Consider the following 23,496-nt stretch of genomic DNA (forward strand, 5'->3'; position numbering starts at 1 on the left):
TTGCGTATTTCCTAACGAGATAATAGGTATTGGACGGTATGGCGAGTTGGCGATAATTTTCACACAAATCTGCTAAAGAGAGGATGTTGCCATGGCCAATAATCGCTTAGATCAAGTTGTTTCTACAATTGTTGAGAAGGTTCGTGACGGCGTAAGGGAAGAAAAAGTTTCCTACGAAGAATATCGCGCAGCTGTCGGCTATATGATGAAAGTTGCCGATGCGGGCGAGCTGGCTTTGTTTATCGATCTCTTTTTGAATGCAACCATGTGCCGCGTGATCAATGAGAATGCCCACAGCAAAGCTTCTCTCCAAGATATGGAGGGCCCCTACTTCCTGGATGAATCGCCGATGCTTGAGGACGGGAAAATGAAGCTGATGGACGGCTATGAGAATGACGAACCGCTGATCGTGCGCGGAACGGTGCGCGATGTCGACGGCGCTGCAATGCCTGGCGTTCTGGTTGATATGTGGAATGCGACTCCTGATGGGAAATATGGCGGAATTCATGAGGGTGTGCCGGTGGATCACTATCGTGGTAAAGTCCGCACAGATGAAAATGGACATTTCCGCTTTGAAAGCACAGTTCCGGTTCCATATCGTATCAAAGATAATGGGCCGGTAGGTGCAATGCTGAAGGCAATGGGGCGCCACAGTTGGCGGCCAGCACATGTTCATATCAAGGTCCGTCATGAGGGGTATCGTGACCTCATTACGCAGCTTTATTTTGCCGAAGGCGAATATGTTCATGATGATTGCTGTGAGGGAACCGTTCCACAGGAGTTCGTTTTTGACAAAGTTATCGAAGACGGAAAACGGGTTCTCGAAACAGATTTATTCATTGAAAAAGTTTCGGAAAAACAAGCTGCCTGATCTTCCCTAAATGGAAATTTAGGTTCTTTCTTGAAGTCAATGGAGACTGTAAATGTGTCATGGGCAGGCGGTAGAGGCGTTCCCGGAACCGACAACTCCTACCCCGTTTGATCAGGGCGTTTCTGGTTATCGGTTTGGGGATTCATCGGGTAAGTCTGTTGCGATTTTGCCTGATATCTATGGATGCAACGAGTTCTATCAAGGCTTATCCGCCCACTTGGCCCAAAAGGGCAAGCAAGTATATCTTGTGGATACCTTTGCCGGTTTAGGTGATCTGTCCGAGCAAACTCGTGAGGCTGCATTTGCACGTAGGAACAGGGTTGCGGACAAAACGTTTCTCGATTCTTTCGAAGATTTTTGTGCCGATGTGGCGATTGATGGCGTCATTGGCTTCTGTTTGGGTGGTCTATATGTCTTTGAACTTGCGCGGAGAGGGGTGAGGGCGGATCTACTTGGTCTTTATGGATTCCCTCAGGGATTGCCAAATCAAGACGCCTTGCCTGTCCCGTTCGAATATCTTTCCGATGTTGAGCAACCTTTCAGCATGTTGCTTGGAGCGGATGACGAGTCTGTCGGAAAAGATAATATAGGCCGATTGGCTGAGATGACACCAAATGTTCCGGCCATGAACCTGACAATCTATGAAGGCGTAGGTCACAATTTCTTGCCTCTCCTGGATAGCGACCAGGCTGAACTAAAGGCAGTGGCTGAGGATGCTTTGCGACACATTGAGAACGTCGCTGGATGAGCAGTCGAAATTTCATCTACAATTCCAATCCGGCCAGAGTGGTTTTTGGAGTTGGAACGATTGCTAAACTGGAGGATGAAGCAGAGGCGCTTGGCATTAACCGAGCTCTCGTTTTGACAACAAGCGCACAACAAGAACAGGGTCGGGAAATTGTCGAGCGGCTGGGGGGCCGGGCAGCGGGACTTTGCTCGAACGCCCAAATGCACACGCCGGTTACCGTTACCGAAGATACTATGCGCGTTTTCGCAGAATGTGGGGCTGATGGAATAGTTTCTTGCGGTGGAGGGTCTACGATCGGCTTGGGCAAAGCGATCGCATATCGAAATGACGCACCACAAATAGTTATTCCAACCAGTTATGCGGGGTCTGAAATGACCCCGATTTTGGGCCAGACAGAAGGAGGTGTGAAGAAAACGCTTTCATCTCCCAAAGTGCTGCCGGAAACGGTTCTGTATGACGTCAATTATACATTATCCCTGCCGCACTCTATGACTTTGGCGAGCGGTATGAATGCGGTGGCGCATGCTGTTGAAGCGCTATATTCGGAATCTGCAAACCCGGTGCTATGCATGCTCGCCGAAGAAGCAGTTTCATCGATGGTCAGCGCTTTGGGCAAGCTTTCGGAAGCCGGCCAAACTATTGCGGGTGAAGAGTTGCTTGAAGCAAGAACCGATGCTCTATACGGGGCATGGCTTTGCGGAACATGCCTTGGGCTCGGCGGTGTCGCATTGCATCATAAGCTGTGTCATGTGCTTGGCGGAAGCTTTGATCTGCCACATGCAGAAACGCATACCGTGGTTCTGCCGCATGCACTGGCGTATAATGCGCCAGCAATCGCCGAACCAATGGATCGCTTGAAACGTGCAATGGGAACCGATGATCCTGCGGGCAGATTATATGACATCGCCAAGCAAGGCGGCGCGCCTGTATCGCTTCGCGAACTCGGAATGCCGGCCGAAGGTATCGCTTCAGCGGTGAGATCCACGCTCGACAATCCTTACTTTAATCCGCGCGAGTTGGAGGCAGAGGGGCTCACTCAGCTTCTGGAGAGCGCTTGGCACGGAAACAGACCATCTTGACGCAAAGACACGCCTTTTTGTGCGAGAATATCCGTACGCCAATTGGCAGGTACGGCGGCGGCCTCGCTGCGGTCCGGCCCGATGATCTGGCGGCGGCGGCCATTAAATCTGTGATCGAAAGCTGTTCAGGGCTTGATACCAGTCAGATTGATGATGTGATTCTGGGATGTGCCAATCAGGCGGGTGAGGACAATCGAAATGTTGCTCGCATGTCTGCGTTGCTTGCAGGGCTGCCCGAAAATGTTCCTGGAGTTACCGTTAATCGATTGTGCGCTTCCGGCCTGGTGGCTGTGGGAACGGCCGCACAGGCCATTGTCTCTGGAGACGCCGATTTGATTGTGGCTGGTGGCGTAGAGTCAATGAGTAGGGCGCCATTCGTAATGGGTAAGTCAGATGCAGCATGGTCGCGTAATGCTGAAGTTTTCGACACAACAATCGGTTGGCGATTTATCAACCGCAGGATGGACGAAAAATTTGGTACAGATAGCATGCCAGAAACTGCAGAAAATGTCGCGGAGGATTATGGTGTTTCCCGGGAAGACCAAGATTCCTTTGCCCTGCGATCTCAGCAGCGGGCAGGCAATGCCCAAAAATCTGGCATTTTCTCAGAAGAAATTACTCCATTGGAGATAGCCGGAAGAAAAAATAGCATGTCGGTGATGGAGCATGACGAACATATCCGTGTCGATACCACGCTTGAAAAACTATCTTCGCTTAAAGCGCCATTCCGAAAAGGTGGATCTGTAACCGCTGGAAATGCATCAGGTGTCAATGATGGCGCTGCAGCCATGTTGATAGTTTCAGATGAGGCTGTAAAAAGACACGGTCTAAACCCCATTGCGCGCATATCAGGCATGGTTAGCGCAGGAGTTGCCCCACGAGTAATGGGTGTCGGCCCGGTTCCAGCAGTAAGGAAATTGCTGGCCAAACAATCTCGAACTATCTCAGATTTCGATGTGGTTGAATTAAACGAAGCGTTCGCTGCCCAGGCATTGGCCGTTCTCAGAGAACTCGGCTTAGAAGATGATGCGGAACATGTTAATCCCAATGGAGGCGCCATAGCGCTGGGCCACCCTCTGGGCATGAGCGGCGCTCGCTTGGCCCTCACTGCCGCAAGGGAATTGAAGCGGAGGGGGGGGAATCGTGCCCTTGCGACTATGTGTGTTGGTGTTGGTCAAGGAACCGCACTGTCTTTGGAGGCTGTGTGAATTCGGCAGATGCACCTATGCATATTAAGGATGCTCTGATTGCACGCGTTACTGTGGTTCGGGCAATCAAAGTTGCGATCGTTGTTGGCACATTGTTAATCGCTCTCAACCACGGCGATAATATCGCCACAGGCAATTGGCCTGTTTGGTGGAAAATTCCGCTTACTTACCTGGTACCATATTCTGTCTCATCATACTCAACAGCTGCATTTCTGATGGATCTCGCCCGGAAGGATGTCATCCATCTGGTCACGGATAAATAGAATGAAATCTAAGATATTTGCTTCTCCTCATGAAGCTCTAAAGGGAATCTGTGAAAATGGCATGCTCGTGGCATGTGGCGGGTTTGGGCTTTGCGGAATGCCGGAAAGCCTGATCGATGCCCTATGCGAGACGGAAGTCAATAAACTTACCGTCGTTTCTAACAATGCAGGAATCGATGGAATCGGGCTGGCTAAACTTATTGAAAAAGGGCAGATCGCCAAGATGATCTCGTCTTATGTTGGGAACAACAAGACGTTCGAAAAAGCCTATTTGAACGGCGACATTGATCTGGAATTTAGTCCGCAAGGAACAATGTCCGAAAGGCTTCGTGCAGGCGGTGCGGGTATTCCCGCATTCTATACGCGTACAGGTGTTGGAACGCTGGTTGCAGAAGGAAAACCGCATGAGAAGTTTGACGGTGAAACTTTTGTACAGGAGCGAGGTATCAGGGCTGATCTTGCGCTAATCAGGGCGGAGATTGCCGATGAGGAAGGCAATCTTGTGTTTCGCAAAACGGCACGGAATTTCAATCCGATGATGGCCGCCTCGGGAAAAATCACCATTGTTGAGGTGGAAGAAATTGTGCCAGCTGGAGAAATCGATCCGGACCATGTTCACATACCCGGGATATTTGTCCAACGCATCGTCAAGTCGACCATTCCCAAGCGCATAGAGTTTGTGACTAACAGAGAAGAAGGCTGATCCGCATGCCCTGGAATAGAGATGATATGGCTAGCAAAGCAGCTGCGGAGCTCGAAGACGGCTTTTATGTTAACCTCGGGATTGGCATCCCAACTCTGGTTGCCAACCATATACCGGAAGACATGAAGGTAGTTTTGCAATCAGAAAACGGCATGTTGGCTATGGGCCCGTTTCCTCTTCCAGGGGAGGAAGACCCGGACTTAATCAATGCGGGAAAGCAAACCATCACCGAACGTGATGAAAGTTCTTATTTTTCGTCTGCTGATAGCTTTGGCATGATACGCGGCGGACATATCAATATTGCGATCCTGGGAGCGATGGAAGTTGCCCAAAATGGTGACTTAGCCAACTGGATGATACCCGGAAAAATGGTCAAGGGAATGGGTGGTGCGATGGACTTGGTCGCTGGCGTCCAGCGTGTGGTGGTCATTACCGATCACACCACAAAATCTGGCGATGCCAAGCTCCTGAAGAAATGCAGTTTGCCGCTTACCGGAAAAGGCTGCGTCGATAGGATCATCAGTGATCTGGGTGTGTTTGACGTGCTGGGCGATGGTTTGAAAATCGCAGAACTGGCACCCGGTGTCACGGAGGAAGAAGTTAGAGCGAAAACAGAGGCTAATATCGTCTAAGCGATTGAGCGACGTCGCCATTGTACAAAAATCAGCTGAGGGAAATAGGCGATATTCTATCCCATCCTATGAGTATCTCAGCAAGCTTCGCTGATGTGTTTGGCGAGACCAAACTTAGAAAGCTTGAACTCGCATTGAATATTCAAACTCATTCACCCTAGAGATCAGTTGGATTAACAGGGTAAGATCTGCCATAACCAACTGGCGCCCAGCGGGAAACGTCGATTTTTGCGCGAATTCCGGCACCATAATAGGGGTCGCTTTCGGCGAAAGCGTGAGCTTCCGTAAAATCATGCGCTTCAATCAGGAATATAGATCCCTCCGGAAAGCTATTATTTTCATCAAAAGTTGGGCCTGCTGCCAGCAGTATGTCGCGACTCTCGCTAAGAAATCGTCTATGAGCGGACTGCTCTTCCTCTGTTGGCTTTTTTCCCGTCATAGTCGTCTTGATACAAAAAAACACGTCTGTAGCTCCCTTATTTCGCTGCGATCACCAGGTTACGACTGTTTGACTTGCTGCGTGTTGATTGAACCGAAATATGGGTTGATGGCGATACCAATCATGTCTGCACGCGATAGCGCGGTCATCAGATTGCGGAGCCCCGGGCAGGGTAATTTCGCGCCAACACGGCATCTAAGCCTTCCAAGACGTCCGTAGCATGAATTCGGTTGAACGGATTGGACCCGTACACCACCGAGTAAATTTCGCCTGTTTTCGGAAAGACCATGATTGTAGCAGGTTCGCTAAATCGTCGAGGTTCGCACTCATTTATGGCATCGGTCAAATATAAGCCCCAGGCTCTCGCCTGTTCTTCACTGAGTTCATATCCAATCTCCATTCCTTCCAAGCCCCATTCGGCGACTGCCCGTTCTGCGCGATCTTGCGCATCCATAGAGATTGCCACACAAGCAACCCCCCTATCTTCAAAACGCGCCAACTTGGTTTTCAGATCAAGAATATGAAGCTTGCACCGGGGACAGTGCCAACCGCGATAAAAATCGATTATAACGAAATTTTCGGATTCAGTATCGGCAAGGCTCCAATTGCCTCCACCAACTTTTGGCACGATAAGATCTGGAGCAATCTGCCCAGGAAGCAATGTGGAGTGCATGGTCATGAATTCGTTCTTTGTCGTTTCAGGCTGCCGCTTGCGGTGAAATTAGAATTTTCCAGACAACAGGCTCGATAATTCCACTAGCTTCTATCTATCAACCTGACGCTGCATGCACAGTATAGTTGCGATCTCGTCGCAAAGCGCTGACTTTGTCTTCGTCAACTTCGACAGCCAATCCCACTCCATCTTCGAGCTGGAGTTCAAAATTCTCATATCTTGCGGGCCTAACTGCAATGTCTTCTGCAATCAAACAGGGACCAGATAATTCCCCTCCATAAGGTAATGATTCTAAAGTGGCCGCTAGCTGCATACCTGCTGCGGTGCCAATTGAGCACTCTAAAAATGTTCCCATATAAATAGAGATTCCACTCGACAGAGCAATGTCAGCAATTCTCCGTGAATTCCAAAGCCCGGCTGATTTCATAATCTTCAGGGAGACTAGGTCACAGGCATGGAGTTGTGCTATGCGGAGCATATCTTGAACGGTGCAAACGCTCTCGTCCATCATGATGGCTGAGTTGGACCTTTCCGTTATGCGCGCCGTACCGTCAAAATTCCATCGAGCCACTGGCTGCTCGATCATATCGATGCCAGCATTTTCCATTTTGGGTATTGCCCATTTGCACGTTGCCTCATCCCAACTTTCATTTGGATCAGCTCTCACCTTGGCCTTGCCTTCTAAGCTACGCGCTACTGTACAAGCCCGCGCGACATCCTGTTCGGGATCAAGAAATCCCATCTTCAATTTGAACAGGTTGAACCGGCCGCTGGCAATCTGACTTTCAGCTTCTTCTATTTCAGCCTCGGCCAAACCAGTGGCTAATGGCCATGAACATTGCAATGAACTTCGCTGCTTGCCGCCTAATATGTTGCACACAGGAATATTTGCGATCTTGCCTTGCAGATCAAGAAAAGCCATTTCAACACCGGCCTTGGCAAATGCATTTCCAAAAAGAACCCTGTCGACTTTTCGAACAATTCCTCGAATATTGAAGACATCCTCTCCAACAATTTGAGGAGTAATGTGATCGTCAATCATCAATTTGATTGATTCAACGCTTTCTCCAGCCCACCAGGGCCCGGATGGAGTGCAGCACTCACCAATACCTTCCAAACCATCCTCAGTAGTAATACGGATTAAAACGACCGCAGTGGTCCGTGCTCCAACTGCTGCAAATTTTTGGATCCTGTGCAGGGGAAGGTCTATGATTATAGTCTCAACAGATCTTATTTTATAGTTGCTCATAGCGCCTCCAAAAATTGCGCGAACTTCCATTGTAGCCTGATACCATCTGCATTTTTGGTAAAATACCATCTGTCGCCCATGTGGATACCGAATACGTATTAATAGCGAAGGATACCTATTTTATATTGGCAAGGCCTAATCCATACCATATTGGTATATCTAGATTGGAGTTTGGTTACATGGAACTACGGCAATTGAGATACTTTGTGGCTGTGGCCGAAGAGCGAAACTTTGGTTTAGCCGCTCAGAAATTGAATGTCTCACAACCCCCGATAACTCGCCAAATCAAAAAACTAGAAGATGAGATGAGTGTCGTTTTGTTCAAGCGAACGAGCAAAGGCTCCGAGTTGACATCTGCAGGGCAGGCGTTTTTGGAAGATGCACGGAAGATTTTGAATCAGGTGAAAATCGGAGTCGAGCGAGGTCAGGCAGCGCAAAGAGGCGAGATTGGAACTTTAGAAATCGGCTATTTTGGAACGCCATCATATCTTTTGCTTCCCAAGATATTGAAGCTTTTTAAAGGCGAAAATCCTGGTCTGGAACTTTATCTCCATAGACTATCAAAAAAGGAACAGATGGATGCGCTCAAGACCGGCCAAATTCATATTGGCTTTGGACGTTATTACAATCAGGAGCATGATCTGTGCGTAGAGCATATTTTCAATGAAGGAATGGCGCTTTGTCTTCCAGCGGACTTTTCAATGGAGATTGATAATTCTAACTGGCATTCGGTTTTCAGCCAAATACCACTCATATTGTTTCCGGCTTCTGGCCGTCCCAATTTTGCTGATGAGATTTTGGCAATTTTGAAGAGAGAGGGTGTTGATCCCGAAGTGGCAAATGTTTCAGAAGACATTCGGGCGGGCCTGATGCAGGTCGCTATTGGCACTGGTGCAATGATAGTTCCCAATTCAGTTACGGAAATGCGCTGGTTTGGTGTGCGATTCGTCAAACTCGCGGCACTTTCAGATGACTGTCCAATCAGTATTATTTATCGCAAATCGGATACCAGTCCACATTTGAGAAAACTTATTCATTCAATCCAACACTTTCAGGAATCTTCCGCAAAAATTGAAATCTAGGTAAGGCTGAGATCGAAAGGACCAGCGCCACACTGAATCTCCTGTCCTTATAGAATTTCACTGTCCAAGTTTGTAGCGCTGAGTCACCCGACCGATCCTGGCGATTGCGATTCAGTTTCGATACGCTCTGTTCCGGAACAGGGCGACCCTCTTCGTGCCCCTGCAAATTGAGCGTCAGCTTTCCGAAGTATCCGACTATCTGATCTGCTTAATGCCAATTGCGTGCCACACGTCATTCCTTCTCATAGCGATTATCCAGCACTCTAACTTTCAAGTCGAACCGATTGGGTTTCGGTATCGATTTGTGATCAACAAGGTATTGGCGTCGGCAAACGGAAGTTCCCAATTAGGTAGCGATAAATAAGAGCAACTAGGAACAAGAGGACGATGATGGCGGCGACCGTGGAGACAGATGTGCTTGTCGTAGGCACAGGGCCCGCAGGTTCTGCTGCCGCCTTAAGTCTTGCCAGAAACGGCGTGAACGCTTTGGTCATTAACAAATTTGGATGGACGGCTCGGACCCCGCGGGCGCATATAACCAATCCAAGGACGATGGAAGTTCTGCACGACTTGGGCGTCTATGATGAAGCGCTAAAGCATTCATTCTCCAAAGAGTTTATGGGCGAAAATACCTTTTGCACAAGTCTTGCCGGCTTAGAGGTAGGTCGTATTCGAACTTGGGGTACGTGTCCTGACCAGGCCCATAATTACGCAATCGCCAGCCCAGAAGAGAATTGTGACATTACCCAGAATTATATGGAGCAGGTTTTGATCGGTTCGGCGGCCCATGCCGGGGCGAAAGTGATGTTTCATACCGAGTTGCTGGATTACAAACAGGATAGCGAAGGTGTTTCTGCCAGGTTGAAAAACCGTCTTACCGGCGAAGAATTTGCCGTGCTTTGCAAATATCTGATTGGCGCTGACGGAGCGAATTCGACTGTCGCAAAGATCGCCGATCTTCCGCTTGAGGGTGTGCAGGGCAAGGAAGGTTCGATGAATATCGTATTCGACGCTGACCTGTCCCGATTTGTTGAGCACCGCCCTAGCGTTTTATACTGGATAATGCAGGATGGGTCCGACGTTGGTGGACTTGGCATGGGCGTGGTTCGTATGGTTGAGCCATGGAACCGCTGGCTTGCGATCTGGGGTTATGATTTGGCTGCTGGACAGCCCGACGTAGACGAAGCGAAAGCAATCAAAGTTGTTCACAATCTAATTGGCGACAATAGTGTTCCTGTATCAATTGACTCGATATCGTTTTGGACTGTCAATGAAGTATATGCCACAAAGCTGAGCAAAGGCCGAGTATTTTGCATGGGCGATGCTGTTCATCGCCACCCACCCACTAAGGGGCTTGGATCAAACACATCCATCCAGGATGCTTTCAATCTGTCTTGGAAAATTTCGATGGTCCTAAAGGGGCAGGCCGGGCCTGGATTGCTTTCCAGCTATTCGGAAGAGCGAGCGCCCGTTGCCAAGCAAATTGTGACCGGAGCCAACCGTTCGATCTCTCGGTTTTACGAGATTATGGGGGCGCTTGGCCTAGATAAAGCAGAGACACCCGATCAGATGCGCAAGGCCATGATGTCGATGGGGGATGACTCCGAAGAAGGCAAAACGAAGCGTGCAGCGCTGGATAAGGCGATTTATGGCACGCGTGATGTTTTCGATAACCCTGGTATAGAGATCCAGCATCGCTACAGTTCTTCAGCCGTTGCAGACGATGGTAGTGAAGATCCTGGATATAAAGGCGATCCAGAAGTCTTTGTCGAACAAACAACCTATCCGGGTGCCCGCTTGCCGCATGCATGGATCACGGTGAATGGGATACGCCAATCGCTTCTCTACCTATGTGGTGGAACGAAATTCACTATCTTGACTGGCGTTTCTGGCTCCGGCTGGATTGGTGCTGCAAAGGCTGTTCACGACGCTCTGGGCGTGCAGATCAATGTCATTCAGATCGGCGCGATGCGAGAGGTTCAAGACATTTATGGAGAATGGTCGCGCGTTCGCGAAATTGATGAATCTGGCGCGGTCGTTGTACGCCCAGATCATCATATTGCCTGGCGGGCGCAGGGTTGGTCAGCGGATGGCCCGGCGGCGCTAATGGATGCCATGAAAGCTATTCTAAGCGCGGAAGACGGCCCAGCAGCCGAGGCTTCGGATATTGAGGAAAAAGAGGGGGAGGTTGCCGTTTAGGCGAATGCAGCATGCCATCTGAGGTTCCGTCAACAAATGTAAATGCGTTTCTGAAGACGAAGCACTGCTGCTGACATACCGGGAGTTACCTCGGTCAAAAACAGAAAGAAATTCGAAAACAACTAGAGTTGAAAAAAATAGGACCGGGAGGATATTATGAAGAAGTTTTCAAAATTCGTTTTGCTGACCAGCGCAAGTGCTATTTGTGCATCAATACCAATTTACCCTGCAACAGCGAATGCTCAACTGAATGATACTAGCCAACAAGAGGTCGCGGGGCAGGAAGATGACAATACAATCATCGTCACAGCCACACGGCGACCAGAAAGCATTCAGGATGTGCCGGTATCGGTGAGTTCGTTCGGATCGGAGGAAATTTCGGATACCGGATCAATAGATATTGCAGACATTTCTACATATGTTCCCAATTTTGAGTTTTCTGATGCGAGCATCTTGCCCAATCTATATGTGCGCGGAATTGGTTCAGGTACGACCCATTCTATTGAACAATCCGTTGGCCGTTTCATCGACGAAGTCTATATCGGCCGTGCTGCAATCAACCTCCATCCCCTATTCGACGTGGGGAACGTAGAGGTATTGCGCGGACCGCAAGGGACACTGTTCGGTAAAAACACTATTGCTGGCGCGGTCATCATCAACACGAAGGATCCAACCAACAGTTTCGAGGGCGGTTTTGACGCTTACATAAGCGATTACAGCACGGTTGGCGGCTCTTGGGGCGGCGAAGCATTTCTTTCTGGACCGATAGGCGACAGCGCAGGCTTCCGTATAGCGGCTCTTTACCGCGATCGGGATGGATTTATAGAAAACCGGCTCCCGGGCCCCGATGGCGGCACTCGCGAAGATTTTGGACTTAGAGGAAAGCTGCAATTCGACATTGGCCCCAATACGACAATTGATTTGAAAGGCGAATTTCTAACCTTCGACGAAGAAGGGCAGACGCCATCCGAAGTTACAAGCTCGATTTTCCCTGGAGGCCCATTCGCCGGACAGCCAGTACCAGAATCTTTCTTCCAACGTTTCTCGCCAAATTTCTCTTTTGATAGGGACTGGAAGAGTGATTATGATTGCACAGCTGTCTTGAACGGTAGAACATTCTGCCCTAACCGCAACCAAGACACTTACAACGCAACGCTTGAAATCAATCATGAATTTGAGGGTCTTGGAACTCTCACATCGGTGAGTGCCTATCAATCTGTGGAATTCTTCCATCAGTTTCTTGCAATTGAGGGTGGTGTGACAGGTGGCGGATTACGCGCTACCCGCAACGAACAATATGAAGGTTTTACGCAGGAATTGCGTTTGACATCAGAAGAATTCGAGACATTTGATTTTATCGTCGGCGGCTATTTTGAAACCAGCGAAGTCACCAGATTACAGTTTGACGATTTTGATGTAGCGACCTTCTTCGGAGGTGGCCCGGTAAATTCACTTATTGAAGATTGGTCTCAGGATACGAAGACCGCCGCTTTGTTCGGACAAGTTCGTTGGCGCTTCAGTGACGAATGGTCGGCCATCTTTGGCGGCCGCTGGTCCTATGAAGAAAAAGACTTCTCTTTCTTCCGGCGCGTTGGCGCAGGAGGGGCGGATCCTGCAGTACTACGTGCAGATCCCGGCACAGGCCCGAATGACTTTATCTCTGATTTGAATCGCGATGAGAATCGCTTTACTCCGTCAGTTACCCTGCGTTGGGAACCCAATCCTGATCTGACAATATTTGCCTCTGCATCACAAGGGCACAAAACCGGTGGATTCTCTGACCGACCCGAGGAAAACGTTGCCGGCAATTTGGAAATCAGCGAGTTTTCTAATGAGTTAAACACTGCGTTTGAACTTGGTGCCAAGGGTGTGTTCGGGCCACTTCAAGTGAATGCTGCAGCCTTTTACATGCTCGTAGAAGACTTGCAGGTTGCACGTGCCCTTCCTGGCCAGTTTACCACCCAATTCCAGGTTCAAAATGCTGCTGAGGCAACCGTTTGGGGCGTCGAATTAGATGCTACTGTGGAACTCTCGGAAAACTGGACCTTGGGCGGAAATGTTGCTTACACCAACGCCCGCTATGATGATTTTCCTGGTGCGTCGGAAAATTGCCCAACTATAGGAGGGGCATTGGAGCCAGATCCTTTGACAGGTGACATTCTGTGTAACTATGCCGGGCTTCCATTGATCTTTGCACCCGACTGGAAGGGTGCCGCTTATATCGCACTCGATCAGCCTGATTTCCTGGGTGAGTGGGATTTGGGATTCCGTGCAGACGTCAACTTTTCGAGCGAGTATTTCGTGGAACTGGAATATGTGGATGTGCTGCGCCAGGGATCCTATGCAACTTTCAACGCCAATGTGAGCCTCACCACGCCGGGCGATGAACTCACAATCTCATTGATTGGCAAGAACCTGACGGAAGAGCATGTTCTGGCCTGGGGTTTGCAAGCCGGTCCTGGAACGTTCGTTGCACCCAACGAGCCCAGGGAGATGATCCTCCGGTTGAGCTATAGGTTTTAGTGAACACTCTGGCCGGTTTTTCTGGATCAATCCGGCGTTATCCGGGAGCGAGATATTCGATCCATGCGGGAAAATGTGGTTATCGCGGAACTGCTTGCCCAGATGGAAAGTATACTTGCGAAACTCGACCAGCATGGACAAAATGTTGCGGCCATCAAAGTTGCAGAATCTATTGAATCTCTATCTAACCAGCTTACCGACAGAATTTCAAAATGAGTCCAGTTATGCCGTGGCAACAAACAACGCCTCTGTTGTTTGTTGCCAGCATGGCAGGTAGTCCAAGTAGATCCGTTATACGCTTTACGATGCAAATGCCAATGTCCGCTTCCGGGATACAACAGGCATTGGCTCTTACGGCGAAACTAGGTCCAAGTGCTCAACTTCCAGCGCCATAGCGATCTCATAGATCGTCACGATCGTGGGGTTCCGCTTACCTCGTTCTAGATCACTTATGTACTGCTGCGACAAGCCGGAAAGCTCGCTGAGCTTTTCTTGGGTCAAGCCTCGTTCCTTTCGGATCCGACAGACGTTGTCGCCCACAAGTTTCCGCATATCCATGCCAGTAACCATTGGCGATCATCTGCAATCTTGTTTATCAACTATAGTATGTAATTTGATGTATGGGAGAGTGGGAATGCGCCATTCGATACTTGGATTGGCTATGCTGATGATGGTCACGGGATGTCAAGGCGGTGCCAAGGATGCGGTACGCGAACAGCTGATCGATCCGGACTCAGCTAAATTTGATGACCTTGCTTGGGCAGGGAAGGGGACTGTCACATGTGGGTTTGTAAACTCCCGAAATCGAATGGGTGGATATGCCGGTTGGACGGCCTTTGTTTATGATGGAGACAATGCCTACTTGATCAAAAATCCAAAAGTGCGAGGAAGCAATCTCTTCTTCGAAAAGTGTTCGCGCAGCCACACCAGTCGGTATTTTGACATACAGATTCGAGAATCTGGAGTTCCCTTGTATTGAACATAGGATTAGTTGGTCGATTGATGGTCCTTATGCGGCGCCCGCTGCCAGAGTTTCCGCAATCTGGGAGGCAATGCCGCATTACATTTAGTCAACCTTCTCTTGAGCCGCCGGATCTCTTTTTCCAGAATGTCAGCTTTTCGGGAATTGCTGGCCAAGTCATCCAAACAGGTCAGTACCGTTTCTTGATGCTCAACAATGCTATCCATTTCCAATTTGTCTTGATAATTTACCGGCCCAACAATCCTCGCCATGCCTGTTTCATCAAAAATAATGTCTCGCGGATCTGGCAGAATATCAGGCAGAGGTTTGTTTAGTCGGTCACTTTCCAGAAACTGCTCTAGATAGCGATTGCGCCATATGATCGCAGCCATTGTAAACTCATCATTCGCCGCATGCAAACTGCGTTGAGCTTCTGCTTGTATTTCAAGATAAAGTCTGAGCGAAGGACTATGGCCTTCCATTCCCATTTTGAAGAGTTTGTTTAAAGCCGCCTCTATCGCTGAAATTTTCTGAATATCTCCGCCGACAGGAACAGGGAGCTTCTTGTCGCCGTGCGAAACGATCATTTGCGTAAGCGGGTCCGCTAACACAGACAGCTTTTCCTTTTGCTTTTTGGGTGGCCTTCCTTTGGGATTTCCTGATGTTCCTTTAGGCCATTGATGTTCTGGAGGTGGGAAACCGGGGCCGACTTTATATGGCTTTTTGGTGTGAGCTGGATTGGACATCAATTGGCTACCTCCATGCTAGATTCCAAGATTGGCTGAGGGACTGCTGCTTCTCGCTCCGAGAATGACTGGCCGGATGGGAGATGAGTTGGCTCAACGCCGGTCACCTGTATGAAGCGGCGAAGCGATGCATCGACATAGAGCGGATCGAGTTCAATAGCCCGGCACCGGCGTCGAACCTGCTCGCAAGCAACGATAGTTGTTCCAGAACCAACAAATGGATCAAGAATGATATCGTTTTGATTGCTGCAATCCAGAATCGCATCTTTGATCATTTCGAGCGGCTTAATCGTTGGGTGCATAGCCAGCAGTTCATCCCGATCAGCGACAAAACTGTTCAGGCCATCATAGTGCCATGCATTGGAGCGATTGCGACCATGTCGACCTAGCTCGATATTGTTGACATGCGGTGCAGTGCCATTTTTGAACAAGGCCACAAATTCAGTTTGGGAACGATACAGGCTTCCCATACCCCCATTGCTCTTGACCCAGGTAATGATGTTTTTGAGCTCGTCAAAAACAATTTTTCCTGCCCGAAGCAGCTCAAGCAGATGCGGCCAGGACATGAAGACCATGTGCAGGGAGCCATCAGCACTATAGCCCCGCATCAATCGCATGGAGAGCGTTAGGAACCGTGCGAATTCGTTTGACGATAGCTCACCAGAACCTTCTATAAACTCCTTATGCTTGTGTTTTCCGAGTCCTGAGATGTCTGCAACTCTGACATTGTAGGGGACATCGGCAGGTGTCAGCTGGGCACGATCCTCACCCATTAACCGCGCATAGCTCGTCTCGTCTTTGGCATCGCCGCAGTAGAGTTTATGCTTTCCAAGTCCCCACAGATCGCCTGGCTTGGTCACTATGTTTGCAGAATCTATGTTGACCGGCAAAGCGGCGACACGTTCGGCCTCGACCACGGTCAGTCCCATTATCCGATCAAGGTCAGCGGTTTCAAATCCAAGATCGGTCAGATCCGGATCATCGAGCAGTTGATTGATATCGGCAAGTTCAAGCGCCAGGATATCTTCATCATAGCCAGACAACTCAGCCAGCTTGTTAGCCGCCAGCCCATAGGCACGAAGCTTTGCTTCACTTAGATGTTCTATGCGAATGACGGGAACCCGGTTTAGCCGGATCTTCTTCGCAGCTTCAATTACCGCCTCCCCACAAACTATGCGATTGTTTGCATCCACCAAAAGAGGATCAATCATACCGTTGGTCTGGATCGACTTTGCGATCAGATTGATCTGATGATCGCTATGTTTGCGATAGGCGTGAACCCGGGGTTTGATTTCATCAGGCGTAAGATATGTAACTTCCAGATCATTCATGATTTGCCCGTCCATTGAGTTGAAAAGCGAGGGCATTGTGCTCGATCAAAAGGAGTTCCGACAGGCTGACAGGTAGGGGTTTTTGACAACTCATTGATCAAAAAACCTTCTTTTTGCGAAAAGCGGAACGCCGTTCCGGACTAAGGAGCCGCCTGTTTCTATTGTTCGGCTTTAGCCGTTGGATTCGCCCCAATATCAATGACTTCAATCCTGTTTCAATATGAACGAGGCTGGCTTTGTTCACTGATCCAAGACCAACGACTCCCTGTTTTTGCAGGTCGAACTTTGGCCTCCAAGTGGACAATCCGGCGGAGCATCGCGAGCCGGAATGGAATAGCGGTGGCGAAAGGCGCAATCGGCTCCCTGTTATCTCCGAAAACAGGGTAAAACTAGGGATTTGCGGTCAGAGACCCGTTCTCGACAGACTGCGTCACGCACCACTTTTTTCCTAAGTTTTGATGTCTCCGGATTTTGCTTTGGCGCCAGCGCTGGACGTCTATTCAGGAACACGGGCACAGATCATGCCGGCTGTTCTCCTTTGAAGCTGACTTCTGTCCGTCGTCCGAATATCAGCTGACATTTCACGGTCCGGCATGCAACAGACACTCCATTCTGCATGGAGCTGCCGGGTGTCTGTCATCGGCAAAGCCGGCAGTGAGCGAGGCAAGGCGGTCGAGAACTTTCACGATATCTATTTTACAAACAGCTTAAAAACAGAGAGAATTTCGTCGATATGCTTTTCGGGATCCCAGTGCAATGTGACTGCTCCGATCGCGTTGAATGAAAATGCCATCAGCATGTCCCCGGCCAGCCGGACATTGACATCTGGCGGGAGTTCTCCGCTTTCCACCGCCTGTCTGACAATATCCTGAAACACGAGTCCAATCTCGTTCCGGGCGTCGAGCAGGGCACCAAATTTTTCCGATTCCCGGGCCATCTTTATCTGGGATGTGCTCGTCAATATCTGGCCGGCATTCTGGTCTCTGTACGCCTTGACCGCCTCGTCGAGAACATAGCCGAGTCGATCACTCCAGCTGCCGGGTTTGTTGACGGCTGCAGTCAGGGCCTGCCTGGTGTTCGACATGATTCTCAGCATGATCTGCGAGAACAGATCATCTTTGGAATCGAAATGATTGTAGATTGCCGATGTCGAAAGCCCGGCTTCCCGCGCGATCAGTCGCAGATTGACGTCGGCATAGTCATGTTTGGCGAAGAGGCCGGCGGCGACGTCCATGATCTCCGTCTTGGTGCGCTCTCCCGAATTGCCTTTCGGCCGGCCCGGCATGCGTTTTTGCCTGGCAGAATCATGCTGTTCGAGTTTCAGAATGGTTGCTCCATGTCGTCAAAGGGACTGACTATTCAGGCTGATACCATATCGGTGAACTGTAAACCCTTTCCTGAATAAAGTCGGGATAATCCGAAGAGCCGCGCACGCCGAAATTCTCCTTGTCATATGCTGTCCAACGTTCCGTCGGTTTCTGCAACACCCGAACATAATAGAACGCGTTTTCCCTCACATTAAAATCCGGATCAGACCAGTGGATTGCAAATGTCACTGCTCCCTTCTCGGTCTCCGCCACCCCAACATCATGCACTTTCTCTTTCACTTCTCCGTCCACGGTTCGCCAGCCTTTGATAATCTGAACCCTTTCGAGATTGGCATCGTCGGGGTCCTTCATCACCCGAATGAGAAAATCGGGGGCTCCGTTCTCGCCCCCTTGTGCAAGAATTCCCCCCATTGGCACGCCACGACGATACCCCCGGGCAGCAAAATCTTCGCGATCCAGATCGGTAGCTTCCAGCTGCCAGCCGGCAAATACGCGCAGGCGAATCCGGGGTCCGGTGGTCGCATAGACTTCTCTCCGCTTGATGGCAGCAAATAGCTCCGCTCTGGTATTGGCCCGTGCCCAGATTCCAGTATATCCGGATGCGGTCAGCTTTGCGTTGGGCCATAATGCGCCGCCCATGTCCGATTCCAGTCGATCATCTGATGGCTCGGAATCCTTGAACTTTCCCCAGAAATTATTGTCATCGGCGGTGGACAGGCTTGTGTGTGAATCGGTCGAACCGATCATCCCGAACTGATAGGGATTCATGCCCAGCTCTGCTTCATATGCCAGCCCCTTTTTCAGCCCGCTCCGGGCATATTCGCCCTGCAGCATACGCTTCTTCGCTTCCGGATCCGTCGGTTTAGGGGTTAGGGAGATGTCGGTTTCATCCCAGGTTTCGAAATCGGCATATTCGTCGTCCGGCGACAACAGTGGATGCGCCTCGCCATCTCCCTTGACCTGCGTCACCTCATATACCGGTTCCCAGCGAACCCGGGCTTTGGCATATTCCCGAGACAGTGCGGATCCGGACAAAGTTTCGTCGGCAAACATGATTCCACCGGAAAGATTGCCATTGTGGGGAATAGCAAGAACGGAGCCTGACGTGTTCTGTTCATACTGATCCAGAAAGGCCCACAGTCGCTCCGGATCATCGCTATCCAGTGCCGAGAAGGGAATGATCTGGCCTGTCTTGTCCGGGCCATCGCGGAAAACCACGACCCGGTGCAGATTGCGGCCACCGGGCATGGACGTCCATTCATATCCCGCAAATGTTGTGAACCGTCCCGGTTCATTATAGCGCTCGGCGATTTCGATGACATCTGACCAGATGGACTGCGCGAATTTCTTACCTGGAGTTTCGCGCGGCCGGACGCCGGTGACCATGTCGACATATTCCGTCATGATCGGCCCCATGCCTTCCTTTCCCGCGAGATAAGACTGCCATCGCTTGCCCAGCGGCGTGGCAAGAGCCAGCGCATCATTCTCTTCTATGCCGCTCAGAAAACCCAGATATTCGGCATGATCCGCGACAAGAAGAAAATCCAGCGGGCGCTGCAATTTTGCTTCCTGCCCGGAAGATGACCGGACCGTTTCTCCGCGCGCAAAGCGATAGGCCGCCTCAGGACCCAAATTGCGATTTCCAAAGCTGTGGGCGTCAAAGGACAGGCTGGAATGGACGTGCAGATCGCCCCAATACACCTGTTCGGGAACACTGTCAGGATCTACAGCAACAAGATCAGCGGCATCGGGTGGAGCATTCGGGGCGTCCTGACACGCTGTCAAAAACAGGGAAATGAGCAGGACTCCCGACCATGCTGCCTTTGAAAAATCTGTCATTCCACTCCCCGTTTCTCCGGCCCGTAGACCCATCCAGTGCAGCTCTAAACTGGCTTCTCGCCATTTCCTGTCAGTTTTGATGATAGGAACTAGCAATAATAGAACGTATGTTCATTTATTACTAGAGATAGGGCGTGCCAAAAAGCGCCCACCTGTAAAAGAGGGAGGATTATTGAAATGACCAAGGGGTTGCTCGCATTCAAAAATACACTGGTAAGCGGTACGGTTCTCGGACTGTTGGCTGGTGCCGGTTCACCGGCACTGGCACAGACCGCGGAACAGGTAACTGAGGACGACGATAATGTCATTGTCGTCACCGGTCGTCTGCGGGGAAATGAGTCGGTTCAGGACGTCCCGCTCGCGGTCACCGTTGTCAGCCCGCAGCAGCTCGCCGAACAGGGTTCGCTGACCATCGAGGATGTGGAAACACTGTCACCCAATCTCGTGATCGATCCGGTTGGCGCAGGCCCGGGTGGAGGAGCCATATCCTTGCGAGGGGTCAGTTTCGAGGACATTGAACGGAGCTTTGAACCGACGGTAGGCGTCGTCATTGACGGCGTGTTCATCGGCACCAACTCCGCCCAGCTCACCAACGCGTTTGACTTTGAGCAGGTGGAAGTGCTTCGCGGTCCCCAGGGAACCCTCTTTGGCCGCAACACGATCGGCGGTGTGATCAATGTCCGGCGGTCGCGGCCGACCAAGGAACTTGGGATCAAGGCCGAAGCCACTTTCGGGAATTTTGGACGACAGGAATTTAACGGCGTCGTCAATTTCGGCGATGGCGATATCTTCGGACTGAAACTGTTCGGCTATGACCGGACTTTCGACGGATTCTACAATAATGTCACACTTGGCGTGGACACCGGCGCCAATTCGAACACCAATGTTGGTGCGACCGCACTGATCGAACCCGACAGCAACCTCGAAATTCTGTTGACCGCGGAATATTCGGATATCGGCGGAGACACAGCCGTGGCATCACTGTCCGACAATACGGATGCCATTTGTCTGGGTTTCGCAATGGTCATTCCGGAACAGTGCAACCGCAACCGGCGCGAAGACCTGTTGACGGTTTTTGCCAATGAACTGGGCGACATTCAGTTTGAAGAATGGTCGTTTTCGGGGCAGATCAACTATGATTTCGGCGATCTGACTCTGACCTCGATTACCGCGCTCAAAGATTCAGACGAGCGGGTGATCCAGGACTTTGATGGCACTTCGATCCCCTTCTTTCAGACCGATCGTGCGCAGGACTATCGGCAGTTTTCACAGGAACTGAGACTGTCCGGTGAATTCACCGACGGCCTGGGCGGGGTGATCGGCCTGTTCTATTTCGAAAACGAGTATCAGCTGGATCAGACAACCACCTTGCCCGGTGGTGCACAGGTTAATCCGATGACTGATCATCAGACAAAGTCCTATGCGGTATTTGCCGATTTTGATGTCGAGCTGACCGATGCCCTCAGGCTGAGTCTGGGTGGACGCTATTCTTTTGATGAGAAGGAATTCACCCGAACACTGGCCCCCGGCGTCGCGTTCAGCAACGACGATGACTGGAGCCAATTTACGCCAAGGATCAGCCTCGACTACCGGGCCAGTGATGATGTGCTCCTCTACGCTTCCTATGCCAGGGGATACCGGTCTGGCGGATTTAACGGGCGGGCAAACAGTCCTTCGGCCGTCGCCACTTCATTTGATCCGGAGACGGTGGATTCTTTCGAGATCGGAGCCAAGACCGAATTTGCCGATGGTGCGGTTACGCTGAATCTGGCTGGCTTCTATTCCAAATATGACGACAAGCAGGAAGATGTCGTCCAGGCCACGCCGCCGGGATCCGCAAATCCCCAGGAAACCGTGACACTCAACGCCGCCAGCGCAACGATCTTTGGCGCAGAAGCCGATTTGCGGGCGGAATTGTTCGAAGGGTTCACGGTGGTCGGCTCGCTCGGCCTGCTCGATGCCAGCTATGACAGTTTCTTCGTCGATCTCAACGTCAATGGGGTCCAGGATGCGGGTGAGGATGCGTCCAGCCGGCAATTGCGCCGGACTCCCGATGTCACCTTCTCCGTTGCTGCCAATTATGAGTTGCCGGTCGCGGATGATGGCAAGCTCGGTTTCAATGTCCGGTTCAGCAACACCAGCTCCTATCAGACGACTATTGTGGCTGCTCCCGGAAACTTCGGACAGAATGATCCGCGCGGCCTGCACCAGGCGCAATCCGACTTGTCGGCAGCTCTGACCTATACCCACTCCGTCGGAGAAAACGCCGACGTCTATGTCCGGGTGTTCGGCAGAAATCTGACCGATGAAGTGGGCCTGTCTTCGGCGCTGCCCGTTGCCGGACTGTTCACATTCGGCACCGCGATCCCGCCGCGCCAATATGGGGTGACGGTTGGGTTCAAATACTGAAGCCCGCCGACCCGGTGTAACCTGGGAAGGCTTTGCAAATTCATCCCCAACACCTCCCAAAGGTGTCCTCTGGCCCCGCTTATGCGGGGCCTGTTTTTGAACGCGACGTTCCTTTTCACGAAGCCATCGGGACGATTGCAATTCATGATCGGAATATAGTGGTGCAGGGGCAGGGCCATCGGCCTCGTGATACCGCAAAGCTGAAGGCCGAACTTGCAATAGCGGATGCTTTTGTCCATTCCTCCGGCACCATGCGATTGCGCCAGATTGAAATTTTCTACCATGTATATCGCGCTGGCTCGATCAGCGGGGCGGCACGCGATCTCCACGTATCGCAGCCGTCGGTCAGCAAGGTCTTGCGCTATGCCGAGGACCAACTGGGGTTTGATCTTTTCGTACGGAGCAAGGGGCGGCTCTTTCCAACACCCGAGGCGGACGAGCTGTTCGGCGAGGTGCAGGAGATTTACGGACGCATCTCGGCCTTTAACCGGACCGCCAGCAACATCCGGCACCGCAAGGGCGGCCATGTCCGTTTCGGGGTGCTGCCCTCCCTGAGCCTGACGGTCCTGCCAAATGCGATTGCACAGATCCGTGAGGACATGCCGGATCTGAGTTTTGAACTCCGCACCCTGCATTCTGACCAGATCCATTCCTCACTGCTTGAAAAAAAGTGCGACGCCTGCGTTGGTTTTGAGGAATTGCGCGATGATCGCATCGCCACGCGGCAGCTGGGTACAGGTCGTCTGGTACTGGTGTCTGCGGAAGAAATTGCGTCCTCTGCGGGCGGGGTGGAGGCAAAGCTTCTTGATGGTGCCGAATATATCGGAATGAAAGATAGCGGCCCGCTGGCCTCTCTTCTCGCAACCGCGCTGAACAAGCAGGACATCAACCCGCTGGAAATCGTGACCGTGCACACGTATCACGTTGCACTGGCGCTGGTGCGCAAGGGTGTCGGCATGGCGATCATCGACGAATTTACTGCGAATTCCTATCTGGGAGCTGATCTGTTTCGCTACCCGATCAAGGATATCCCGCCTTTCTCGATCTACGCCGCCAGCCTCGCTGATCACCCCCAGCGGAGTCTGATCGACGAAACAATTGATGAGGTCGGCAACGTTATTGGCCGATTCTGACCAGAGATTTGTTGCACAATAGCCACGTATAACCTTCTGTTATGGACCATCGCTCTGATAGTTGGTTCTCGAAGCTTGCA

At 51.0% G+C, this 23,496-nt stretch carries 21 protein-coding genes; 13 read left to right on the forward strand and 8 right to left on the reverse strand.

The genetic code is table 11. From position 1 onward, the window contains the following. Positions 1 to 91 precede the first annotated feature (91 nt). The 7 genes from BUQ90_RS08745 to BUQ90_RS08775 are packed head-to-tail and all read left to right on the forward strand — an operon-like array spanning position 92 to position 5,504. Positions 92 to 871: a dioxygenase family protein gene (locus tag BUQ90_RS08745; RefSeq protein WP_074204617.1), complete on the forward strand. Its 780-nt coding sequence runs from the start codon at positions 92 to 94 to the stop codon at positions 869 to 871. Between the two features lie 52 nt (positions 872 to 923). Then, the gene (locus BUQ90_RS08750; protein ID WP_074204618.1) at positions 924 to 1,619 is read left to right on the forward strand and encodes a dienelactone hydrolase family protein; all 696 of its coding nucleotides are present in this window, start codon (positions 924 to 926) and stop codon (positions 1,617 to 1,619) included. Then, the gene (locus BUQ90_RS08755) at positions 1,616 to 2,698 is read left to right on the forward strand and encodes a maleylacetate reductase (RefSeq protein WP_074204619.1); all 1,083 of its coding nucleotides are present in this window, start codon (positions 1,616 to 1,618) and stop codon (positions 2,696 to 2,698) included. Before BUQ90_RS08750 ends, BUQ90_RS08755 begins: the two co-directional genes overlap by 4 nt. Then, positions 2,674 to 3,906, forward strand: a complete 1,233-nt coding sequence (gene pcaF, locus BUQ90_RS08760) for a 3-oxoadipyl-CoA thiolase (RefSeq protein ID WP_239447374.1) — start codon at positions 2,674 to 2,676, stop codon at positions 3,904 to 3,906. Before BUQ90_RS08755 ends, pcaF begins: the two co-directional genes overlap by 25 nt. Before the next feature lie 17 nt (positions 3,907 to 3,923). Continuing rightward, on the forward strand, positions 3,924 to 4,169 hold the full coding sequence (gene nrtS / locus BUQ90_RS17985; RefSeq protein ID WP_074204620.1) for a nitrate/nitrite transporter NrtS: 246 nt from the start codon (positions 3,924 to 3,926) through the stop codon (positions 4,167 to 4,169). Position 4,170: 1 nt separating this feature from the next. Continuing rightward, on the forward strand, positions 4,171 to 4,872 hold the full coding sequence (locus BUQ90_RS08770; RefSeq protein WP_074204621.1) for a CoA transferase subunit A: 702 nt from the start codon (positions 4,171 to 4,173) through the stop codon (positions 4,870 to 4,872). A gap of 5 nt (positions 4,873 to 4,877) precedes the next feature. Further along, positions 4,878 to 5,504, forward strand: coding sequence for a CoA transferase subunit B (locus tag BUQ90_RS08775; protein WP_074204622.1), 627 nt, complete (start codon positions 4,878 to 4,880; stop codon positions 5,502 to 5,504). A 157-nt stretch (positions 5,505 to 5,661) separates the two neighbouring features. Here the strand turns inward: BUQ90_RS08775 and BUQ90_RS08780 are convergent, their stop codons facing one another. The 3 genes from BUQ90_RS08780 to BUQ90_RS08790 form a co-directional block, all read right to left on the reverse strand. Next, positions 5,662 to 5,967 (reverse strand): YciI family protein, encoded by a 306-nt coding sequence (locus BUQ90_RS08780; RefSeq protein ID WP_143182769.1) that lies wholly within the window; start codon positions 5,965 to 5,967, stop codon positions 5,662 to 5,664. Positions 5,968 to 6,091: 124 nt separating this feature from the next. Further along, complete coding sequence (locus BUQ90_RS08785) at positions 6,092 to 6,622, reverse strand: redoxin domain-containing protein (RefSeq protein ID WP_074204624.1); 531 nt, start codon at positions 6,620 to 6,622, stop codon at positions 6,092 to 6,094. Between the two features lie 91 nt (positions 6,623 to 6,713). Then, a complete protein-coding gene (locus BUQ90_RS08790; protein WP_074204999.1) occupies positions 6,714 to 7,865 on the reverse strand; it encodes a muconate cycloisomerase family protein in 1,152 nt (383 codons plus the stop codon). 179 nt (positions 7,866 to 8,044) lie between these two features. Between BUQ90_RS08790 and BUQ90_RS08795 the strand changes: the two genes are divergently transcribed. The 3 genes from BUQ90_RS08795 to BUQ90_RS08805 all read left to right on the forward strand — a co-directional run bounded on the left by BUQ90_RS08795 (position 8,045) and on the right by BUQ90_RS08805 (position 13,669). Further along, on the forward strand, positions 8,045 to 8,947 hold the full coding sequence (locus BUQ90_RS08795; protein ID WP_074204625.1) for a LysR substrate-binding domain-containing protein: 903 nt from the start codon (positions 8,045 to 8,047) through the stop codon (positions 8,945 to 8,947). A gap of 387 nt (positions 8,948 to 9,334) precedes the next feature. Further along, the gene (locus BUQ90_RS08800; RefSeq protein WP_074204626.1) at positions 9,335 to 11,146 is read left to right on the forward strand and encodes an FAD-dependent oxidoreductase; all 1,812 of its coding nucleotides are present in this window, start codon (positions 9,335 to 9,337) and stop codon (positions 11,144 to 11,146) included. 156 nt (positions 11,147 to 11,302) lie between these two features. Continuing rightward, positions 11,303 to 13,669, forward strand: a complete 2,367-nt coding sequence (locus BUQ90_RS08805; protein ID WP_074204627.1) for a TonB-dependent receptor — start codon at positions 11,303 to 11,305, stop codon at positions 13,667 to 13,669. A 351-nt stretch (positions 13,670 to 14,020) separates the two neighbouring features. Here BUQ90_RS08805 and BUQ90_RS08810 read toward each other — a convergent pair whose 3' ends face one another. After that, positions 14,021 to 14,239, reverse strand: a complete 219-nt coding sequence (locus BUQ90_RS08810) for a helix-turn-helix transcriptional regulator (protein WP_338044524.1) — start codon at positions 14,237 to 14,239, stop codon at positions 14,021 to 14,023. Between the two features lie 64 nt (positions 14,240 to 14,303). On the opposite strand from BUQ90_RS08810, the gene BUQ90_RS08815 reads away from it, so the two are divergent. Beyond that, positions 14,304 to 14,648 (forward strand): hypothetical protein, encoded by a 345-nt coding sequence (locus BUQ90_RS08815; RefSeq protein ID WP_143182770.1) that lies wholly within the window; start codon positions 14,304 to 14,306, stop codon positions 14,646 to 14,648. Positions 14,649 to 14,656: 8 nt separating this feature from the next. Here the strand turns inward: BUQ90_RS08815 and BUQ90_RS08820 are convergent, their stop codons facing one another. The 4 genes from BUQ90_RS08820 to BUQ90_RS08835 form a co-directional block, all read right to left on the reverse strand. Continuing rightward, positions 14,657 to 15,376, reverse strand: coding sequence for a DUF5681 domain-containing protein (locus tag BUQ90_RS08820; protein ID WP_143182771.1), 720 nt, complete (start codon positions 15,374 to 15,376; stop codon positions 14,657 to 14,659). Further along, entirely contained in the window at positions 15,376 to 16,707 is a 1,332-nt protein-coding gene (locus BUQ90_RS08825; RefSeq protein ID WP_159437076.1) for a site-specific DNA-methyltransferase, read from the reverse strand. The genes BUQ90_RS08820 and BUQ90_RS08825 overlap by 1 nt, the downstream gene beginning before the upstream one ends. A gap of 691 nt (positions 16,708 to 17,398) precedes the next feature. Further along, positions 17,399 to 17,992, reverse strand: a complete 594-nt coding sequence (locus BUQ90_RS08830; RefSeq protein ID WP_074204631.1) for a TetR/AcrR family transcriptional regulator — start codon at positions 17,990 to 17,992, stop codon at positions 17,399 to 17,401. A 70-nt stretch (positions 17,993 to 18,062) separates the two neighbouring features. Beyond that, the gene (locus BUQ90_RS08835) at positions 18,063 to 19,874 is read right to left on the reverse strand and encodes a DUF3604 domain-containing protein (protein WP_074204632.1); all 1,812 of its coding nucleotides are present in this window, start codon (positions 19,872 to 19,874) and stop codon (positions 18,063 to 18,065) included. A 177-nt stretch (positions 19,875 to 20,051) separates the two neighbouring features. Here BUQ90_RS08835 and BUQ90_RS08840 point away from each other — a divergent pair, with 177 nt between their 5' ends. Further along, positions 20,052 to 22,283, forward strand: a complete 2,232-nt coding sequence (locus BUQ90_RS08840) for a TonB-dependent receptor (RefSeq protein ID WP_074204633.1) — start codon at positions 20,052 to 20,054, stop codon at positions 22,281 to 22,283. 161 nt (positions 22,284 to 22,444) lie between these two features. Next, positions 22,445 to 23,416: a LysR family transcriptional regulator gene (locus BUQ90_RS08845; RefSeq protein WP_159437077.1), complete on the forward strand. Its 972-nt coding sequence runs from the start codon at positions 22,445 to 22,447 to the stop codon at positions 23,414 to 23,416. Positions 23,417 to 23,496 lie beyond the last annotated feature (80 nt).

It is taken from the genome of Parasphingorhabdus marina DSM 22363 (genome assembly GCF_900128895.1).
In the GTDB taxonomy this organism is placed as follows: Bacteria; Pseudomonadota; Alphaproteobacteria; order Sphingomonadales; family Sphingomonadaceae; genus Parasphingorhabdus; species Parasphingorhabdus marina.

Coding starts and splice junctions, on each gene's coding strand:
- BUQ90_RS08775 (WP_074204622.1), top strand. CDS start 4,878: ATGCCCTGGAATAGAGATGATATGGCTAGCAAAGCAGCTGCGGAGCTC.
- BUQ90_RS08745 (WP_074204617.1), top strand. CDS start 92: ATGGCCAATAATCGCTTAGATCAAGTTGTTTCTACAATTGTTGAGAAG.
- BUQ90_RS08840 (WP_074204633.1), top strand. CDS start 20,052: ATGACCAAGGGGTTGCTCGCATTCAAAAATACACTGGTAAGCGGTACG.
- BUQ90_RS08755 (WP_074204619.1), top strand. CDS start 1,616: ATGAGCAGTCGAAATTTCATCTACAATTCCAATCCGGCCAGAGTGGTT.
- BUQ90_RS08790 (WP_074204999.1), bottom strand. CDS start 7,865: ATGAGCAACTATAAAATAAGATCTGTTGAGACTATAATCATAGACCTT.
- BUQ90_RS08810 (WP_338044524.1), bottom strand. CDS start 14,239: ATGGTTACTGGCATGGATATGCGGAAACTTGTGGGCGACAACGTCTGT.
- BUQ90_RS08800 (WP_074204626.1), top strand. CDS start 9,335: ATGATGGCGGCGACCGTGGAGACAGATGTGCTTGTCGTAGGCACAGGG.
- BUQ90_RS08805 (WP_074204627.1), top strand. CDS start 11,303: ATGAAGAAGTTTTCAAAATTCGTTTTGCTGACCAGCGCAAGTGCTATT.
- BUQ90_RS08750 (WP_074204618.1), top strand. CDS start 924: ATGTGTCATGGGCAGGCGGTAGAGGCGTTCCCGGAACCGACAACTCCT.
- BUQ90_RS08770 (WP_074204621.1), top strand. CDS start 4,171: ATGAAATCTAAGATATTTGCTTCTCCTCATGAAGCTCTAAAGGGAATC.
- nrtS (WP_074204620.1), top strand. CDS start 3,924: ATGCATATTAAGGATGCTCTGATTGCACGCGTTACTGTGGTTCGGGCA.
- BUQ90_RS08835 (WP_074204632.1), bottom strand. CDS start 19,874: ATGACAGATTTTTCAAAGGCAGCATGGTCGGGAGTCCTGCTCATTTCC.
- BUQ90_RS08830 (WP_074204631.1), bottom strand. CDS start 17,992: ATGCCGGGCCGGCCGAAAGGCAATTCGGGAGAGCGCACCAAGACGGAG.
- BUQ90_RS08820 (WP_143182771.1), bottom strand. CDS start 15,376: ATGTCCAATCCAGCTCACACCAAAAAGCCATATAAAGTCGGCCCCGGT.
- BUQ90_RS08795 (WP_074204625.1), top strand. CDS start 8,045: ATGGAACTACGGCAATTGAGATACTTTGTGGCTGTGGCCGAAGAGCGA.
- BUQ90_RS08785 (WP_074204624.1), bottom strand. CDS start 6,622: ATGACCATGCACTCCACATTGCTTCCTGGGCAGATTGCTCCAGATCTT.
- BUQ90_RS08815 (WP_143182770.1), top strand. CDS start 14,304: ATGCGCCATTCGATACTTGGATTGGCTATGCTGATGATGGTCACGGGA.
- BUQ90_RS08825 (WP_159437076.1), bottom strand. CDS start 16,707: ATGAATGATCTGGAAGTTACATATCTTACGCCTGATGAAATCAAACCC.